The 18,561-nt window shown below is 58.9% G+C and carries 14 protein-coding genes and 1 pseudogene; 14 read left to right on the plus strand and 1 reads right to left on the minus strand.

The genetic code is table 11. The features are described from left to right. The first annotated feature begins 189 nt into the window (after window positions 1-189). From ASU23_RS02970 to ASU23_RS34660, 8 genes are all read left to right on the plus strand, one after another. Window positions 190-1,290, plus strand: coding sequence for an LLM class flavin-dependent oxidoreductase (locus tag ASU23_RS02970; RefSeq protein WP_058037189.1), 1,101 nt, complete (start codon window positions 190-192; stop codon window positions 1,288-1,290). 109 nt (window positions 1,291-1,399) lie between these two features. Next, complete coding sequence (locus ASU23_RS02975) at window positions 1,400-3,523, plus strand: hypothetical protein (protein ID WP_253741167.1); 2,124 nt, start codon at window positions 1,400-1,402, stop codon at window positions 3,521-3,523. Further along, window positions 3,516-5,033 (plus strand): ATP-binding protein, encoded by a 1,518-nt coding sequence (locus tag ASU23_RS02980; RefSeq protein WP_058037191.1) that lies wholly within the window; start codon window positions 3,516-3,518, stop codon window positions 5,031-5,033. Before ASU23_RS02975 ends, ASU23_RS02980 begins: the two co-directional genes overlap by 8 nt. Next, window positions 5,030-7,954, plus strand: coding sequence for a Z1 domain-containing protein (locus ASU23_RS02985; RefSeq protein WP_058037192.1), 2,925 nt, complete (start codon window positions 5,030-5,032; stop codon window positions 7,952-7,954). Before ASU23_RS02980 ends, ASU23_RS02985 begins: the two co-directional genes overlap by 4 nt. A 33-nt stretch (window positions 7,955-7,987) precedes the next feature. Continuing rightward, complete coding sequence (locus ASU23_RS02990) at window positions 7,988-8,842, plus strand: ParA family protein (RefSeq protein ID WP_058037193.1); 855 nt, start codon at window positions 7,988-7,990, stop codon at window positions 8,840-8,842. Continuing rightward, window positions 8,839-9,330: a hypothetical protein gene (locus ASU23_RS02995; protein WP_058037194.1), complete on the plus strand. Its 492-nt coding sequence runs from the start codon at window positions 8,839-8,841 to the stop codon at window positions 9,328-9,330. Before ASU23_RS02990 ends, ASU23_RS02995 begins: the two co-directional genes overlap by 4 nt. Window positions 9,331-9,739: 409 nt before the next feature. Next, entirely contained in the window at window positions 9,740-9,904 is a 165-nt protein-coding gene (locus ASU23_RS34655) for a hypothetical protein (RefSeq protein ID WP_233272439.1), read from the plus strand. 937 nt (window positions 9,905-10,841) lie between these two features. Beyond that, on the plus strand, window positions 10,842-11,453 hold the full coding sequence (locus tag ASU23_RS34660; protein WP_233272440.1) for a TerD family protein: 612 nt from the start codon (window positions 10,842-10,844) through the stop codon (window positions 11,451-11,453). Here ASU23_RS34660 and ASU23_RS33120 read toward each other — a convergent pair. Beyond that, window positions 11,417-12,112, minus strand: a complete 696-nt coding sequence (locus ASU23_RS33120; protein WP_156423073.1) for a hypothetical protein — start codon at window positions 12,110-12,112, stop codon at window positions 11,417-11,419. The genes ASU23_RS34660 and ASU23_RS33120 overlap by 37 nt on opposite strands. A gap of 139 nt (window positions 12,113-12,251) precedes the next feature. Between ASU23_RS33120 and ASU23_RS03010 the strand changes: the two genes are divergently transcribed. From ASU23_RS03010 to ASU23_RS03025, 6 genes and pseudogenes are all read left to right on the plus strand, one after another. Further along, window positions 12,252-13,661, plus strand: a complete 1,410-nt coding sequence (locus ASU23_RS03010; protein WP_058037197.1) for a hypothetical protein — start codon at window positions 12,252-12,254, stop codon at window positions 13,659-13,661. A 134-nt stretch (window positions 13,662-13,795) separates the two neighbouring features. Next, window positions 13,796-15,484 (plus strand): DEAD/DEAH box helicase, encoded by a 1,689-nt coding sequence (locus ASU23_RS33125; RefSeq protein WP_233272441.1) that lies wholly within the window; start codon window positions 13,796-13,798, stop codon window positions 15,482-15,484. Beyond that, window positions 15,468-16,328, plus strand: a complete 861-nt coding sequence (locus ASU23_RS03020) for a DUF3883 domain-containing protein (RefSeq protein ID WP_082661302.1) — start codon at window positions 15,468-15,470, stop codon at window positions 16,326-16,328. Before ASU23_RS33125 ends, ASU23_RS03020 begins: the two co-directional genes overlap by 17 nt. 292 nt (window positions 16,329-16,620) lie before the next feature. Beyond that, window positions 16,621-16,782: a hypothetical protein gene (locus ASU23_RS34440; protein ID WP_156423072.1), complete on the plus strand. Its 162-nt coding sequence runs from the start codon at window positions 16,621-16,623 to the stop codon at window positions 16,780-16,782. A gap of 145 nt (window positions 16,783-16,927) precedes the next feature. Next, window positions 16,928-17,191 carry an NgoMIV family type II restriction endonuclease gene (locus ASU23_RS35245; RefSeq protein WP_158170783.1) on the plus strand — a complete coding sequence of 88 codons (264 nt, stop codon included), beginning with the start codon at window positions 16,928-16,930 and terminating at the stop codon, window positions 17,189-17,191. Between the two features lie 73 nt (window positions 17,192-17,264). Further along, window positions 17,265-18,054 (plus strand): annotated as a pseudogene (locus ASU23_RS03025) (IS481 family transposase); the annotation flags it as partial. Window positions 18,055-18,561 lie beyond the last annotated feature (507 nt).

Consider the following 18,561-nt stretch of genomic DNA (forward strand, 5'->3'; position numbering starts at 1 on the left):
TTCGGGCGACTTCGGATCGGGGAGAGTTTTATCGACCGAATAGTGCCATTGATTCGAAAGTAGTTGTTGAATAGGGTTTTTCGTGATCTCGTCGTGTCAGGGGCGTCCTCGGATGGCGGATCCGTCGACGAGCCGCGCACTAGCCTCCGATGGACAGGCGCGCTGTGCGGTTATCGAGAAAGACGGGTCATGCGTTTTCAGGTTCTGGACATCATTTTCAACCCACCCCATCCAGTGACCGGCGAGGAAGTTGCCCCGTCCGACCGGCTCAACCGTGTCGTCGAACTGGCGGTTCTCGCCGAAGAACTAGGTATCGATTCGTTCTCGGTGGGTGAGCGCCATGCCGGGCCGGTTCTTTCGTCGGCGCCAACCGTCGTTTTGGGCGCGATTGCGCAGGCCACGGACAGAATCCTGCTCTCGACGGGTGTCACTGTCCTGTCGCTACTCGATCCGATCCGAGTCGCCGAAGATTTCGGAACCATCGATCAACTCAGCCGGGGACGCCTCGAGATCGTGATCGGCAAGGGCAACGAGGTTCTTCAATACCCGCTCCTCGGTCTGGACATCGCCAAGCAGTACGAGTACCTCACCGAGAACTACGAACTCCTCAAACTGCTGATCAGCGAGGAAAACGTCAAGTGGGTGGGAACGCACCGGCCTTCGCTCGAGGACTCGACGACGCTACCGCGTCCTTTCGACGGCCCGTTCCGTATCTGGCACGGATCGGCTACCTCGTTCGAGGCCGTCGAACTCGCGGCGAAGTGGGGCGACCCCATCGTCACCGCCAACGCCTTCCAGCCTCGTGAGAACTACAAAGTGCTGATCGACCACTACCGCGAGCAGTACCTGGCGTACGGACATGACCCGGCCAAGGCGTATGTCGGTTCGGGTTCGGGCGGATTGTTCCTCGCCGACACGACCGAGCAGGCCATCGAAGAGTTCCGTCCGATCTACGAAGGCGCCGTTGCGCAGGCCGACAAACGCAAGCACGATCCCAAAGCGGTCGGAAAGTCGACAAGCTTCCGGACCATCGAGGAAGCCGTCGACCGTGGGCCGGCATTGGTCGGGTCTTCGGAGCGAGTCGCCGAGAAGATCCTCGATTATCACGAGAGCTACGGCCACGATTTCCAATCGGTGTCGGTCAATCACGTGCTCGACTTCGAGCAGCAGAAGGACACCCTGCGCCGCTTTGCCGAGGAGGTCATCCCGCTGGTGAAGGCAGAACTGTCGACGACGCTGTGGACCTCGGCCGACAAAGATCGGGCGAAGGGTTTCACCGCCGTCGACTGAGCGGAGAAGTCTGACTGTCGGGTAAGCGGGTCCGGCGCTGCGACCGCTCACGAGCTGCAGTAACTTGTTACCGACATCGCGGTCGGTTTTGACCGCAATGAAGGTATCCGTGAGTGGGAGTAGTGCGTTGACGTTGGGTGTGAACTCGCTTCCCGCGAACGAGCTGAGTCAGACGCTGTGGGTCGATCTGTTTCCTTGGCTGGACGACTACGTATCCGATCGTGCTGCGCTGCTCGAGCCGCTGGCACCGTCACCTGATTGGTGGTTCAGCGAAGCGCCGTCGTTCACTGTTCTCGAGGTCGATCTCGAGAAGGTTCTCTCCGAGCTGGCGTCCCTCTACATCGCTCACCACGCGGCAGCGGTATTAAGAGCGAGCTTTCCGCTACTTGGTGAAGATCTCCCGCTGGAGGCGTTGAGTCTGGATACTCGCGCAGTGACTGCACTGTCTCGGCTCACCACCGACAAAGCAATCGGCGGACTGCTGATGCACACGACCGCTGAGATCTTCGGCGTGCGCGGAACGAGCGAACAGACGGTGCACGACATAGTGCTCAACCTGTTGGTCTGTGCGGTCATGACGACTCCGCTCGCCCGCGTCGAGGCCACTGAGGAAGCAGGTGCCCCACCCGCGATCACAGCGCTGCTCGACGATCTCGCTCAGCTTGCTATGTGGCGACGGGTCCGAGGTCAGGACAGCAGACCACTCGTCACCGTCGAGATCGACGACGAATCTCCGGCCTCGATTCAGGAAGTCGCCGCCCGGATCTCGGCTCTGACGCCGAACGACTTGCCCGACACCGACCGTACCGACGCGATTGACGAAATCGACAATCTCTTCTCCCAGTTGGACGAGAGGGAGTCGTTGGTCTTGCGTGAGCGGATCGTGGCGCGAGTGCCGCAGCGTAGGGGAGCGATCGGAGCCAAGCTCGGAGTGGGCTCGGGGCGAGTCGGGCAGATCGAGGCCGACGTGAAAGCCAAACTCAACGCGGCGTGCGGATTCGGGACAGCCGTGGGGAACCTGCTTGCCAGCCTGCGCGTCGAGATTCAGCCGGTAGCTTCGCTCGATCGCCTCCTCGACGTGCATCCGAGCATCGCGGCGGAGGTGCCTGGTTACGGAGTTCCGCTGTGGTTGGTTCTGGACCGTCTCGACGACTACTTCGAGGTGACTGACGGTTGGGCAGCCGCTCCGGGCGTCGCGGCGGCCAAGAAACGCACTCAGACCTTGCTGGAAGACTTTGAGTCCCCCAACGGTGTAGTTGCACTCGACGACGTCGCCGAAGTTGTGTCGATGTCGCGCGGCGAACTGGAGAAGTGGCTTGCGTGGTGCGGGGTCGTCGTAGTGGCGGATTCTGCGCTGACGCGTGCGCGTCGGATCTCCGATCTGGCAGTCGGCGCGCTCGAAGCCGTCGGATCGCCGAAGTCCGTCGTCGAGCTAGTGGAGTTGCTGAAGTCCGATCGCAGTGACCGGTCGATCGAGCGCGCGCTCGAGGCCGACGATCGCGTGGCGCTCGACGGCGCAGTCTGGCGGCTGCACGCCTGGGGAAGCGCGGATTCCGTTGGGGAGGAATCGGTTTCTTCGGGAGAGGCTGAAGAAGCCAGTGAGTTCAACATTGGTGGTGACGGGATAGTCCGGCGCAAGCGGACACGCAACACTGCGAAGACGCCAGAGTTGACTCGCCGCCTGTACCGGTCAGGTAGTACGTGGCGGTATCGACTGACCGTGACCTCTGATCATCTGCGGGGCTCCGGGTTTGCTGTACCCGCCGGTGTCGCGGTCGCTGCCGGCTGTGCGCGCGGCGCGAACATCGAGTTGGAGAGTCACCTCGGCGTTCAAGCAGTTCGATGGACCGGAGCGCAGCCGACGTTCGGCACTATCCGCCGATTCCTGCGTGAACTCTCCGCGGTGGAGGGCGAAGACGTGTTGCTCGAGCTGTGGCAAGACGGAACCTTCCGCGTGGTCCGACCGGCGATCGTTCACTCTGACATCGACCCACTACGTCAGGCACTCGCAGAGGTTGGCAATCGCGAGCCATTGCGAACTGCCGAGAGACATGTGGTGCGGATTCTCGCCGAAGCCGTGTGTCTGGACGGCGAAGACCGTCCACGAAAGATACTGCGCGCGTACGAAGATCGTGGTGAAGACGTGGTTCTGGACTTCCTGGAGGCGGCATGGAGGCGCGGCGAAGCATCCGAAATCGACGAGGTAGAGGGTAAGGATGCATCCCATGACTGACGTCGCGGACACCCGCATAGTGGGCACCAAGATCCTTGCTGCGGACGAGTCCCTCGCCGGCGCCATCGGCTTGCACCACACCATCGCGACAGCGCTCGCCGATCTGATCGACAACAGCCTCGACGCCGAGGCCTCCCACGTGCTGATCAGGTTCGTTCAGGACGGCACACGGATCGTGTCGATGATGGTGATCGACAACGGCTCCGGCATGGACAGTGGCACCATTGATTCCGCGATGACCTACGGCCGCCGACGCGACTATGCCGCCGGGGACCTGGGTCATTTCGGTGTAGGGATGAAGGCGGCGTCGTTGAGTCAGGCTCGGTTGCTCCGAGTGTGGTCTCGAAAGTCCGGGCACCCGACGCAGGGCCGCGAGATCGACTCGGCCTCAGTGCAGGGGCGTCAGTCAGTTTCGGTGATCGAGGACCGGCAAGCCGAAGAATTCTTCGACGCAGTCACGCCCCGCTTTCCCTTCGACACCGGAACTGTTGTCGAATGGCGCGGCATCACAACATTTCTCATGTCCGCGCACGCGGACGAGCAGACCAGCTGGCTCGAACAGACCATCAACGACGTGCGCAGTCACCTCGGCGTCGTATTTCACCGTCTCATCGAATCCGGCCGGATCGCTCTGACTGTGGATGTCTTCGACGTCGAAGCGGGACGCGCCGGCGCGCTGCGCACAGTCAGTGCCATCGACCCGTTCCGGTATCCGCGCACCGGCGACCCCAACTACCCTCGGACACTTACCGTGTCGATCGCCGGTGCCACAGTAACCGCCGAAGCTCACCTGTGGCCCGCCCGGAGCAATGCACCGGAATTTCGCATCCACGGCGCTCCTGGTCGTGACCAGCAGGGGCTCTACTTCTATCGGCACGATCGACTCCTGCAGATCGGCGGCTGGAACGCGATAGTGCGGGGCCGACCGGACTACGGATTGGCACGAATTGGTGTCGACCTGAACGAATCTCTGCTGCAGCACATCACCATCAATCCCGAGAAATCGGGGGTGACGCTCGACGCCACTGCGTCGGCTGCCGTCGACGGGGCCGTCTTCACCGACGGCGACGGTGGATTCCGCTCGTATCTAACCGACGCCGAGCGCGTGGTGCGCGCGGCTCGTAGTTCTGCACCTCGGCCGATCAGCGTCATCGAACCGGCATCCGGCTTTCCGGAAGACGTGCTCGATTCCTTCAGCGATGCCTTCGAATTCAGCGTTGGCGATGATCCGGTCGCCGTGAGTTGGCGAGCCTTGGCGCGCGATCAGTTCTTCGAAGTCGACCTCAAAACTCGAACTCTGTGGATCAATGCGCGTTTTCGGCGTGATCTGCTCGGACGTCGCAGTCTCGACCCGGCTGATGCTCCGGTGCTCAAGACTCTTGTCTTCCTGCTGGTGAGTGAGATGTTCGAAGGAACCAGAATCGGCGCTCGTCAGAGGGAAAAGATGCAGGCGTGGCAGGAAGTGTTGATTTCCGCAGTGGTAGCGCACCGGGAGCAGGTAGTGCAGTGAGTGATGAAGTATTCCGTGCGGTTGCACGTGAACTCGGTGACGGGTTTCCGCCCGAGAACGTGCTGTACCCGGTCAACGCGCGCCTGCGAGCGAGCTATCCGGACGGCCTGACCATCGCGGACATCATCGATGTGTTCCTCGACGACAGTGCGGTCGGTGTACGAACGGCGCTCACCTCGCGTCTGCGGCAGTGGGATGCGGAAAGTGTTGAGACATGGGTAGGTTCGACTACCCCGCAGAGCCCGGAACGGCGAGCTCGGATCTACGACCTGTTGGGACTGCCGGTAGACGCGCACGCCGAGATGGATGCGCGCTTTCCTCGCGAAGGTGGGCCCGTTGTCATTGCTGCTCAGCAGCCGTGGGACCCCTGGTACACCTCCGAGCGCCGGCGCGAGCACGACTTCTATTGGCGCGCTTACAAGCGAGTTTTAGCCGACAAGAACTGGGACGAAGCGACAATCGGAAAGCTGGACATCGCAACGACCGAGGTTGTGCATCGACTCGCCGACCCAACCAGGCCGGAGCCGTATCAGTCCAAAGGTTTGGTGGTCGGCTACGTCCAGAGCGGGAAGACGGCGAATTTCAGTGGCGTGGTGGCCAAGGCGATCGACGCTGGATACCGCTTGGTCATCGTTCTGACCGGCACGATCGAGATTCTCCGGAGCCAGACTCAGCGACGCCTCGACATGGAATTGGTCGGTCGTCAAAACATCAGTGCCGGCGTGGACGACGACTACGCCAACGACGAGGACTGGCGGCACGGGAACTTTCTCGAACACGAAATCGATCCGAACAAGACGAATGAAATCCCGGCTATCCGTCGGCTCACCACCTCGACCTTTGACTACAAGAGTCTGCTCGCGGGCTTGAGCGCACTGCACTTCGAAACCGTGGATCACTCTCTTCCACTCAATGATCCGAAGAATCTGTACCCGAGCAATATTCGTATCGCGGTCGTGAAGAAGAACGTCTCCAGCCTCAAGAAGCTGGTGGCCGATCTGAAGAAAGTCCCGACCGAGCTCGATCAGATCCCTGCCCTGATCATCGACGACGAAGCCGATCAGGCATCGGTGAACACGATCGATCCGAAGAAGATGAAAACCGAGCAGATCGAGCGGACGGCGATCAACGGTCAGATTGCTGAGATCCTCGGTCTACTCGAGCGTGCCCAGTACATCGGTTACACCGCAACACCTTTTGCCAATGTGTTTGTCGATCCGGAAGACAGCGTCAACGTCTTTCCTTCGGACTTCATCGTCAGTCTCGAGCGGCCCGGCCCGTACATGGGTGGTGCGGACTTCCACGATCTCGACGATCTCGAGGACGACGACAAGACTCCGGCTAATTCGAACCAGAAAGCGTACGTACGGGATCTCCGGGCCGAGTGCGACGAGGATCGTTCTGCCGAACAATTGCGAGCTCTCGACTCGTTTGTCCTGACCGGGGCGATCAAGCTTTTCCGGGAATCGAAGGGCGCCAAGCCGTATCGGCACCACACGATGTTGGTGCACGAATCGGTGAAGCAGGCCGAGCACGACGCTGTGGCCAATGATTTCAAGGCCTTGTGGAAGTCGGCCGGATACAGCCAGGCTAAGAGTCTCTCGAGGCTGGAAAAGCTCTGGGCCGGGGACTTTGCTGTGGTGAGTGCTGTGCGTGGTAGCGAGTTGGCTAATCCCAGCTCGTTCGGTGAGCTGGAGGAGTTCATCGGCGCCGCCTACGACAAGATTTCCGAGGGAACCAGCCCCGTCATCGTGGTCAACGGGGCGGCCGAGAAGGACTACAAACAGGATTCCCTCGACTTCCAGGAACGGGGAGTATGGAAGATCCTTGTCGGCGGAACAAAGCTGAGTCGCGGCTTCACAGTCGAGGGCCTGACCATCACTTATTACACGCGTCGCACGGGCCAAGCTGACACGTTGATGCAGATGGGACGCTGGTTCGGATTCCGCCCCGGGTACCGAGACTTGGTGCGCCTGTTCATCGGCCGCACGGTTGGCGGACCCGCCGGCGCGGACTACGACATGTACAAGGCGTTCGAGGCGATCGTTCGGGACGAGCAGGAGTTCCGGAACGAGCTCACCAGGTTCAGCGGCGTGAACGAGAAGGGCGAACCGTGGGTCACTCCACGCGATGTGCCGCCGATGGTGTTTCAGCAGCTGCCGTGGCTCAGGCCAACGGCTCGAAACAAGATGTTCAACGCCGATCTGGTTTATCGAGGCATGGGTGGTGAAAGTTTCAGCTTCACGATGCAGCCCCCGCGAGGCGACGGTTCGATCAACGGTCGGCACTTCGACGCGGTTGCACCATTATTGAAGTCGTTGGACGAAACAGGGTCCTTCAATTTCGTTGACAAGGATGATGTTTCGCGATCGTTCACTGCGCGATACGGCATTGTCCCTGCCCATGTGGTGTTGGAGGCCGTCGACCAGTTCGAGTGGGCGAACGGGTGGGATTTCGGTCCCCACCGCGAAGCGCTTTCGACCGCAATCGAATCCGGATTGCTCGAAGACTTCGCAGTTCTGCTGCCGTATCCAAAGACCCGGGAGCCGATCGAGATCAAGGGTTGGCACGAGAAACTTCCGATCGTCAATCGCAAGCGTCAGGAACGCGAGTACCGAACAGGTTTCACCGGTACGGCAGTTCGTGAGCGCGATGCGATCGAGCACATTGCGGGCAGCCCGAAGAAGAACGGCGGACCGCTTGCGGGTGCTCTTCATCGGAAGACTCGCGGTGCATTGATTCTGGTATTGGCGAACGATCCGGCTCCTCGTCAGTTGAAACGGGCACAGGCTGGTCCCGTGGACTCGCGCGATTTTGCGACGTTGTTCTCGTACGCGCTTCCGCACGCGGCGGAGCCGTTGGGGCGAATCGGTTTTCGGGTGAAGCAGTCAGGTACAGGGGCGATCGTCGATGCGAACTAGGTGTGTTGTGGTGGGAGACAGGAATGGGTTCTGATGGCTAAGACGATTGCGACGATCAACCTCAAGGGCGGCGTCGGTAAGACGACGATCACCGCGGGGTTGGCCGAATTCATGTCGCTCGAATTCGGTCAGCGCGTGCTGCTGATCGACCTCGATGCGCAGATCAATCTGACGACGATGATGATCAGTGAGGATCACTGGCTCGAACTCAACAAGCAAGGGCTGACCAGCGCAACCATTTTCCGTGACGCTGTCGATGGCACGTCGAACTTCGATCTCGAATCTTCGATTCAGCGCGGAGTCTCGCCGGTCAAGCGAGTGACGGGTGTGGATCTGCTTCCCTCATCTCTCGATTTGATCGAGCTGCAGGAGGAGATCAGCGCCCTTCGGGTTGCTGATCGGAACTCCACCAAGCCGGTTGAATTGTTGAGGGATGCCGTCGCCCCGGTGATGCCGTACTACGACTACGTTCTGATCGATTGCCCGCCGAATCTCGGGCCGATCACACTCAACGGATTGGCCATGGCTGACGGCTACGTGATCCCCACGATCCCGGATGTGCTCTCCACGTACGGCATTCCGCAGATCCAGACGCACATCGCGAAGTTCGGCAAAGAACTCGGCCGTGAACTCTTCGAACTCGGGTTGGTGATCACCAAGTACAAGTCCAACTCGGCGGTGCACCGCACGACTGTGCGAAATCTTCGACGCGATCCCAACGTCCCTCACGTATTGCCGGAGTATCTCGCGGAGTCGAATCAGATTGCCGCGTCGGCGGAGTTTCACCCGTACAGCACTTTGAAGGTGAAGTACGGCAATGCAGGTCAGTTCGATCAGATGCGTGCAATTACGCAGAACATTCTCACGGAAGCGCAGGCGAAGCTATGAGTGCGGGTATCGATGAGGCGCGTCGTCGCGTGCAGGTGCAGGAGACCGGTGCCGCGCTCCTGAAGTTGGGAGCGACCAACGCCTCAGCATCGGTGTTGCTGGCCAAGCTGGTTCAGGTCGTCGCGGAGGAAGCTGCCCGTACCCCGCGGTTCGCGAAGGCAATCGAAAACGCTTTTGCAGTTCCGTCCGATGGAGCAGTCGCTGTGGTAGCTGCCCCAGTGCCGGCGCCGCGCCGTCGTGCTGCGGCTCCGAGGGTGAAGCGGGAGCCCGGTGCTTTCGATCCGTTCGAGGTCTTCAAAGCCGATGGGGAAGAGGTTCTGTTGGAGCGTCTTTCGGCCCTCGATGCCGACGGGATCAAGGACATCATCGCGGAGCAGGAGATCGACACGCACAAGGAGACCGGCCGTAAACGGAAGGTCGATGTGCTGGCGGTCTGGACCGTCGAGCGGGTGAAGGCACTGACTTCGAAGGGGAGTGCCTTCCGGTAGAGGCCTGCGGCCCCTGTGCGCCGAATTAGTAGTGGGGACTGCCAGAAAGGCGCACAGGTCTCGTATCTATGTGCAATTGGCTCGCCTGTTTTTCACTGTTTTCTGACGGAGGTATTTCAAAGACCCGCACGCTTCGCCAAGCAGAGAGCTAGCGACTACCGGGTGAACCGCTGGGTGGTGTCGATGTCGAGACGTCAGGCTTGCGGGCAGCGTCGCATCGCGTGCTCAGCATCGCTGCATTGGTTCTTCGAGAAGATGGCACTGCTGAACAGCAGTTCTCGACGCCGCTCAACCTGGGGCGCGATCCGGGACCCATCCACATCCACAACCTGACGTCTGATCGTTTGGCTGGCGCCCCACGATTTAGGACATCGCCGACGAGTTCGCTGAGTTGTTATCCGGTCGAACCATGTTGGCGCCGAATGCGTCGTTCGATTATGGCTTCCTCACCGCAGAGTTCAAGCGTGTCGGCTCCGGAGCCCCGGTCGATCGGCGTCTGTGCACGCTTGCTCTGGTGTGTCGATTGGAGGTGAATGTACCGAACCATCGCCTCGAAACCTTGGCAGAATACTGAAAGATCGAACAGTTTAACGCGCATGATGCGTATGACGACGCACGGGTGCTTGTCGATGCCTTCGGGCGGAGCGCAACATTCGCAGAATCACTTCAGCTTCCGCTGGCGGTGGTCGGTTGCAATGACCGTCGTGTCACTGTCTACCCACAACGGATCAAGCGGATGCCGTCGTCGTTTGTCAATCCTGGGCGCCTGGATCTTGCGCACGGCCTAGTTCAGGGGATGAAGGTTGTTATCAGCGGATCCACACGTTGTCCTCGAATTGCGTTGGCAGCCCGCCTCACCGAGGCAGGGATCGACGTGAGAACGGAGTTAGTCGACAGACGAGTGCTGTGGCGTGTGAGAACCCCGCGGCGCAAAGTGGGAGGGTTCGTAATGTCGGCGCCAAGGGTATCCCCGTCATCTCGGAGCAAAAGCTCGACGAACTGTTGGCGAGTGCATTGCCGGGTGTGCTCAAGACAGATAGCGCTCCGATCGTAGTGTCACTGGTCCCGGAAATCGTTGTGCCGGTGCAGTCCCTGGATGGGCCAGCCCCTGTTGTCCGGTCGCCAATTGCGGCTGCGTCATGAGATCTGAACCGAAAAGTGAAGGTGTGCAATGGCCGTCGGGTCCTGATTCTTGGTGGCAGTCATCTCGACGGCGTAATTATGCGGTCACGCCTTGTTCAATTAGGTGCCAGGCCATTACTCAATCTGACCACTGCGGTTACTGACGTCTTGATGCCCGACGGAGGCCATTCTGACAAGCGGATAGCGAGGGTCACCGAACGAGGGCTTCCGCAGGTAGCTGAATCTGACATCAACGCGGCGTTACTCTCCGGTGCCGTTCCCGAGCGCATGAAGCTTGAATCACGTTTTTCTGCAACTATTCTGATTCGTGGCAAGGCTATCGACCTTCCGCGGCTTACTCGTTGTGGTCGGTCAATGTTGCGTGGCAGGTGGAGAACGTCGGCGGCGAATTCGATGTTGACGTGGTCGCCTTCCTTCTTGATGAGACAGACAAGGTCGCCTCCGATCAACACTTCATTTTCTACAACAACCCTGCGGACGAAGATGGCGCAACAGAGCTTTCCGTTGACGGGGACAGCGAGCAGAGTATCTGGGCAGATCTCGATGCGTTACCCGCCGAAGGCCAGCGGGTTGTGATCGCAGCTGCTGTCGACGATGAAAGACCTTCGGCGACCTGGGAGCAGTCACTATTAGCAATCGACGACCTCGACGGAAAGTTTGCGACGTTCGTACTCGATCTCGGGACAGTCGAACGCACTATGGTGCCTAACGAGACCTCTCGCCGTGCGATGTCTGGCGTCTGCGAGCCGTCGGTCAGGGCTGTGACCGCGATCTTGGTGCAATGGCAGTCGGTTATGGCGTTGAGGTGGACGAAGACTGATCTCGCCTTTGTTCTCCGAGGTGGAGCAAGGTCAAGTCGCGTAGCGGCAGAGCAATACTGGGCGCAGCACGCAGAGGGCGACTGCCCTGCCGCACCGCGTCACCAACTCGGTATCACCGCTATCTATGCAGATTCGATTTCCTTGATGACTTCAATCTGAAGGTCCTCCGGTAGTTGCCGAACAAAGCCCCAGGCTCGGTCCAAAGGTGTCGGGCCGCGGCGACGACGGTTCATCCACCTGACAAGTCGCGCCCTATCGGCATCGTCAAGGTCTGTCGCCATTGAGATGATACGCTGAAGGTTGATCTCACGTGCGCCAGTATTTCCAGCGCGGCACCGTTTGCATTCAGTCACTAGCGCTTCCGACTCGCTACCGTCGAAGTGCATTACTTTCTTGCGGCTAATCGACAAAACAGCTGTCTCACCGGCAGGTTCGGGATATTCCTCTGCGCCCGAAATGCCGCACTGGACGCACATAAAATCGTCGGCGGCATAGACAGCATGTCGTTGCTTGGCTGAGATGGCGGACGACTCTGCTTTCCTTCGCTCCTCTGGGCGCCACACCTCAAGACCTGCTTTGACGAACCGCTGCTCCTCTGAGAGCAGGCTGGAGTCTTCGGTGCTCGCCCAGATCAGCCAACCGAATGAGCGCAAGTCCCGGATTCGACGATCAGCTTGGGCTACGCCTGGAAATGCCGTCCGGACTTGCTCCTTGGTGAACGAGTTTCCTTCTCCAACTTCGGTGAGCAGCCAGAGTGCCGCGCGAATCATCGTTCCGGCCTTCAAGGCGGGGTCATCCCAGCGGGGTAGCGCGCTCATCATTCAACCTCCGATCTGTTGTACTTAATGGGACATGACGATGCGTAGCGATACGCACTGTCGGGAGTCGAGTGTAAAGATGATGTGACAGTACGACCAAAGTACTCCCGGTCGACGACCTACATGTTCAAGGAGCTCCATGGCCGCCAAGTACCAAGATCCGCCTCAACACTCCGAAATCAAGGAAATGATTGACGAGAGGCTCAGGGATGCCGCGCAACAGAATGGCGAGAAAGTCACCATTGAGTGGCGATCGGGGACACTACACCTTCCAGTGATCTCGATGCCAGTTGAGATCCTGTACTTCAACCCCGACACACATAGAATTCGCGCTCAGCGATCACTTGATCCGGCGCTTGACGAAGAACTGAACTCGAACCCGTGGGGCCAAAAGGGGCAGCAGTATCTTGACAGATTGCTCAAATGCCAGCCCTCGAACCCCGACAGGGTCGATCCTGACTTCGAAACGCTCCGCGACGACATCGAGATCTTTGGTCAGAAAGATCCAGGCATCATTGATGCCCGCGGAATTTTGGTAAACGGCAACACTAGATGTGCTGCCATTCGGGAACTCGGCGAACAGTACATCCGCGTTGGAGTTCTCCCGTCGTCAGCACAGTGGGGCGACATCCATAATGTGGAATTGTCTCTGCAACTGCGCAAGGAACACAAGCGAGAATACTCCTATATCAACCGACTGATTGCGATCGAAGAGCTCATCGCAGCTGGTAGGCGCCCCGAGGACATCGCGCGCGACTTTCGCATCAAGACTGGAACCCTGGAACAGAGTCGATGGGTATACGGAGTCATCCGTGATGCAATCCAGCGGAGCAGGACAACTGAAGGTGATGCCCTTAGGTTGGTCGACTTCGAAGATCATCAGGAGAAACTCCGTGAGCTTCACCGTGCCTACGTGAAAACTGCTGCTAACGATCCAGAAGCTGCTGAGGCACTAAAGGAATCGAGGCTTGCGATGATTGTGCTTGGCTATGCGAAGACCGACGTTCGCTTCGCACAGCCCGATTTCCACGTAAAGTATCTCGAAAGCAAGCTGGACGCCTCGATCAAACCGATTACGAAAACAGAGCAACCGATTGTCGTACCGGGACTTGAGGGAATGACGGTTCCTGGTGGGTCGGTTGCGACACGAAACACGAAAACTCTTACTGACACGCTTCTCAAAGCAAAAGCAGCGATGCTGTCAGACAAAACTTCGACGATCGATCTGACCAAAGCATCGGCCGTAATCGATTCTGCGAAGGACTCTTTCACACGAGCGCTGAAGCCTGCTGGACGCGACTTCTCTCTCAAGCAGAAGAAGTTGGCTGCGCCGGAACGGTTGTCAGATGCCTGTGACGATATCGAACTTTGCGCAAGCGACTTGGCAACGGCGCGAGCGACCAGGGCACTGGACGAAGAGGCTTTTGACGATGCAGTAATACGACTAAAGTCGGCGCTAGCGAGCCTGGCAGCTCAGGCTTCGAAGTCATTCCCAGAACCTGCCGAGGGTGTCTCGTGGCTGGTAGAGATGATGAGAGGCGGAAAGTGAGCGTGTGCGGACCATCGCTGCACATTGGCTTCGGAGACAATCGGTCGACAGTTAGGTTGACTGTGCGGCCCGAAATGGGCGAAGAACTCCGCCTGCTGATATCTCGATTTCGAGCAACGGGTCCGAGTAGTTCGATGACGGCGGACCTTGAGCTGGAGGATCTGCTCGTCAATCTCGGCACTTTGCAAAATTGGCCACAGCCGGATTCTGTGCAGTGGGACGCTGAGCTTGCCGTTGTTGTGAAGGATACAATTGCTGACGCCAATACCGTTCAGCTAAGGATTGATGATCCTGAATCCGTTGCAGGGCGAATCAGTCCGGATGAGATCGTAAAGATGCTCGGAACTAGTTGGGTCGGTGGCTTGACAGACTTCCAGCTCCGCGACGTCGCACAACTACTCTCGCTTCGCCACGGCGCCAACTTCTCCGTACCCGGGGCAGGGAAAACCCGAGTAGGTCTTGCAGTCTTTCAAGCCCTGCGTGAATCAGGTGATGTCACCCGAATGCTCATCGTCGGGCCGAAATCTGCGTATGGAGCGTGGGTAGGCGAACAACAAGTGTGTTTTTCCCCATCGCTGAGAATGTCTGTGCTGGAGCAAATTCCAGACTCTGCAGCTGATGTAGTGATTGTGAACTACGAAAGACTTCAGTCAGCTCTACCCGCTCTCATTCGATGGCTATCCGCACGCCCTTCACTTCTGATTCTGGATGAAGCTCACAGAATGAAACTCGGGAGCGACGGAGCATACGGGGCAGCCTGCATGGCGCTCGGCCCGCAAGCACGACGCCGAATGATCTTGACAGGAACTCCCGCTCCAAATGGGGCCAAGGATCTTGAGAACCTGATGGCATTTGTCTGGCCAGGCCATGGTCGACGAGCAGTTAGCAGTGCAGTGGCCGGCGGCGATCTGGTCCACGCGAGTCGAGTGCTTCGACCGCTCTTCACACGGACGACCAAAGATGAATTGGGTCTCCCACCGGTTACCCCGTTAATTCGGTTCATGGACCTTCCGCCACTACATCGCGAAATCTATGATGCGCTCGTTGGTCAATACAGCGCTCGCGCAGCAACTTCCCAGGACGACTTTCATTCACTCGGAAAAATCATCGTTTACATGTTGATGGCAGCCACTAGCCCATCACTACTAGCAGTTGGAACGACGAGGTACGACCCACTCGCTTACCAGGTTCCGCCGCTTCCGATTCCCGAATCTTCACCGCTGCTTGATCTAATGCGCGATTTGCCTGCATATGAGCTTTCTCCCAAGTACACGGAGGTTCTCGCCATAGTTTCATCGAACGCGGCACAGGGACGAAAGACGCTGGTCTGGTCAACATTCATCCGTAGCATTACAACGCTGGAGGGAATTCTGTCCCTGTTTGGTCCCGCCGTTGTCCACGGAGGGACGGCGGATCGCGAGGAACAGATTGAACGATTCCGCAAGGATCCTGATTGTATGGTTTTGATCTCAAATCCGGCCACGCTCGGTGAAGGGATCAGCCTGCACCACGAGTGTCACGACGCGGTCTACCTCGACAGAGATTTCGCAGCAGGTCGGTTTCTCCAAAGCCTCGACCGAATCCACCGACTTGGGCTGCCGGAGGGAACGGAAACTCGAATTACTGTGCTCGGCAGCCGTGGGACCATTGACGAAGTTGTCGCTCAACGCCTTGAACAGAAACTCAAATTCATGGGCACGATTCTCGATGACGGTGCGGTACAGCAACTCGCGGATTTGGATGAGGAGCCGACAGTGGGAGGCGGGCTTGACAGAGGCGACCTCCAAGCGCTGATGGGGCATCTCCATGTCCATCCCTCCTGACCCCGTACTGCTCGCAGCGCTGCGATGGCTCGAAATGCTTTCGCATTCTGAGATGCCTCGGGTTCGGGCGCTTCTGACCTCAAGCGCCCGATATGGCGACATCACACCTACCCAGTACTCGGTCGCCTATGAGTGGCTTTCGGGAATTGGTGCTGTCGACATGGCTGGCCGACCGATTTTTCGTAAGCCTTGGCGCGCAAGCCTTTTCCAGGCTGCGATCCTCGCGTCGCTCTGGTTTGCCGATGCAGATGTTCTGGTGAAGGATGCGGTCGAACTGCCCGAAGATGCGGTCCGGGCTGCCGACGCGCTTGGGCTTGACTACGGGTCGGCCTTCGCTCACATACAAGCAGCCTGGGGGAAAGTTGACACTGAACATCGCGCGCAAATCGGTCTCGCAGGTGAGGTTGCCCTGGTCGAGCTCCTCAGAGCGAGAACCGGAGCAATTGTGGAGCACGTCGCTTTGGAATCTGACGGATTTGGCTACGACATCTCAGTGCGATCTGATGTTGTGAATATGGACTTGGAAGTGAAGTCGACGACACGAAAGGGCAGGTTGGTGCTCTATCTGTCTCGCAATGAATTCGAGACATGTAATCGAGATCCCGACTGGAATTTGGTGGTTCTTAGGCTCGACGCAGAGTTGTCGTTAGTGTCGGTCGCAACAGTAAATCAGGATTGGATCAGGGCGACGCTTCCATCGGACCGGCACCGGTATGGCCGCTGGGAGTCGGCCAGGCTTGACGTCCCGGTTGGCGCTCTAACTCCTGGTATTCCTGCTCTTGAGTTACTTGTGCGCGATTACCGCATAGGCGTTCTTGGAGGGATTCCGAGGTGGCCTGGATAGGTAGCAGTGGATCGGCACTGTGTTCTAACTAGGTTTCGGATTTGGGTGTGTATGGAAGGACCTGGAGTGTGACGTCGTTATATCTTCCCGCCCAGCGGTGCTCAGTACTGTGGGAGTGGAGGGTACGGCGCCGTTCATGGGATCAACATTTGCGCCCAACTGCCCGGTTGGAAACCTAGTGCGAAGAACAAGCTCGGGTGGAAGTGGGTTTCAAATTCGGCAGATGTCGCCAAGGCGACGAGTCTTCGGTTGGCAGCGACGATTTTGGAGAAGTTCGGGCAAGGGAATCCGAATGTCGCTGGGATCGCACCCACTGCGCCGCCGCCCGCAAGTCCGGATGGTCCTCCAGAGCAACATGCGTGTGAGCCCGTCGCCCGATGAGTTGCCGACTCTCGACCCGAGCGAGAAGTGGCAGGTTGTGAGTGGGCGGAGCATCGTCGGATATGCGCAGTAGCAGCGCCTTGCAGGCATTGATGCTGCGATGACGGTGACAATCGGAACTGACTATTTACAATCGGAACTGACTATTTGATGACCCCGGACGTGCTACCCGGACGTGTTAGTAGGGTCCTAGGCAGGCCGACATTCCTCGAGGAGCCGTGGTACGCCCAGCGTTGACCTGCAAGTGGACGATTAGATCAGACCGAGTCCAAAATACTCGCCACGAGAACGGCAATATGATCAGGCACCGCGGGGTCCGGGTACCCCCAGCTGGACGCGCTCACGGCCGAACCTCCACCCACCCAACTTGCTTCTATCGCGAGGTGACTAGCGAGTTTGACGCTACCTACCACGTCGTATTCGACGAACGAGCTGTGATGACCAGGGAGGTTGTGGACGGCGTGGCAGCGACAGATAGGTGAGGACCTCTGGTATAGGTGTGGTTACCACAACTGCACCGTCAACCGAGAGGCCCTCGCGTCACACGCTAATGCCTTGCTCACCCCGAAGGCGCGATCGAAACTCGCGACTTCGATCGTCGACGACGGATGGTCGATCCGCCGCCGCCAATCGCTTCCAGGTGTCACCGACCACCGCCAAGAAGTGGGCAGACCGATGCCGCACTGGCGGCCCGGCGGCGATGGCCGGCCGCTCGAGCCGACCGCGCCGCAGCCCCGGCAGGACACCGACCCGCACCGAAGGTCGAATCATCAAACTGCGCTTCCTTCGTCGCTGGGGACCACACCGCGTTGCCTTCCACCTGCACATGGCGCACAGCACGGTCTCGGCAGTCCTACGCCGATACAAGGTACCGCTTCTGCGCCACCTCGATCTGAACACCGAACTCGGGGTGCGACGCCCGCAACCGCGCTGCTACGAGCACTCTGCTCCGGGGAATCTGATCCACATCGACATCAAGAAGCTCGGCCGTATTCCCGACGGCTGTGGGCATCGCAAGGTTGGTCGCACGATCGGCAACTGCCACAACACGAAACAGAGCCGGGGTTGCGCGTACGCCCATCACGCCGTCGACGATCACAGCCGACTGGCGTACTCGGAGATCCTCGGCGACGAACGCAAAGAAACCGCCTCGGGGTTCGTGGAACGCGCCAAAGCCTACATCGCGGCCCATGACATCACGATTGCGTGTGTGTTGACCGACAACGAATCCTGTTACCACTCAAAGATATTCGCACAGACCCTCGGTCCTGACATCAAGCACAAGCGGACCAGGCCCTACCGACCGCAGACAAACGGCAAAGTCGAACGATTCAGGAGAACGCTCAACCAGCAAATCGACGCCATTCGAGGAGGATAAGTTCAATTTCATCTGGACTTCTCCGTGAGCGGTCATCCAAGTCAAGAACCGTGCCTTGTGCTTTCGTGCCGATAGATTCGCCTGTGCAGACAGCGATTCCTATCACGGTTGCTCAATTGCGTTCTCGCGCAATTCGTTGCCGCATTGCTGGCATTCAGCCTGCAAGTTGTCATCGTCGGGACTCAAAGGTGTAGTTGCGACGATGTTGGTGATCGGATAGTACGGCTCGGCGCCCTGGCATGTCGGGGTACGACCTCTAGCCGGTATGCGTCAGACCGAGCAAATGTTCTCCGCCTGAAAACTTCCACCGGTTTCGCCCCACTGATCGTTTTCCGGCAGGCGCGAATGGCCGTTTGTCGACGGCCATCGTAAGCTCCCCACTGGCGGCCATTTATGGCGCATTTTGTGGCCATGGTTTCTCCCCGCGTACGGCCAGATAGTTCCCCACCTGCTGTGAGTCAGATTCGGTCCCGG

This window comes from Rhodococcus sp. KB6 (genome assembly GCF_001445685.1).
In the GTDB taxonomy this organism is placed as follows: domain Bacteria; phylum Actinomycetota; class Actinomycetes; order Mycobacteriales; family Mycobacteriaceae; genus Rhodococcus_F; species Rhodococcus_F qingshengii.

Bases quoted from the DNA above. Each gene is read 5' to 3' on its own strand.
- ASU23_RS02970 (WP_058037189.1), top strand. From the start codon at position 190: ATGCGTTTTCAGGTTCTGGACATCATTTTCAACCCACCCCATCCAGTG.
- ASU23_RS02980 (WP_058037191.1), top strand. From the start codon at position 3,516: ATGACTGACGTCGCGGACACCCGCATAGTGGGCACCAAGATCCTTGCT.
- ASU23_RS02990 (WP_058037193.1), top strand. From the start codon at position 7,988: ATGGCTAAGACGATTGCGACGATCAACCTCAAGGGCGGCGTCGGTAAG.
- ASU23_RS02995 (WP_058037194.1), top strand. From the start codon at position 8,839: ATGAGTGCGGGTATCGATGAGGCGCGTCGTCGCGTGCAGGTGCAGGAG.
- ASU23_RS34655 (WP_233272439.1), top strand. From the start codon at position 9,740: ATGTTGGCGCCGAATGCGTCGTTCGATTATGGCTTCCTCACCGCAGAG.
- ASU23_RS33120 (WP_156423073.1), bottom strand. From the start codon at position 12,112: ATGAGCGCGCTACCCCGCTGGGATGACCCCGCCTTGAAGGCCGGAACG.
- ASU23_RS03010 (WP_058037197.1), top strand. From the start codon at position 12,252: ATGGCCGCCAAGTACCAAGATCCGCCTCAACACTCCGAAATCAAGGAA.
- ASU23_RS33125 (WP_233272441.1), top strand. From the start codon at position 13,796: ATGACGGCGGACCTTGAGCTGGAGGATCTGCTCGTCAATCTCGGCACT.
- ASU23_RS03020 (WP_082661302.1), top strand. From the start codon at position 15,468: ATGTCCATCCCTCCTGACCCCGTACTGCTCGCAGCGCTGCGATGGCTC.
- ASU23_RS34440 (WP_156423072.1), top strand. From the start codon at position 16,621: ATGTCGCTGGGATCGCACCCACTGCGCCGCCGCCCGCAAGTCCGGATG.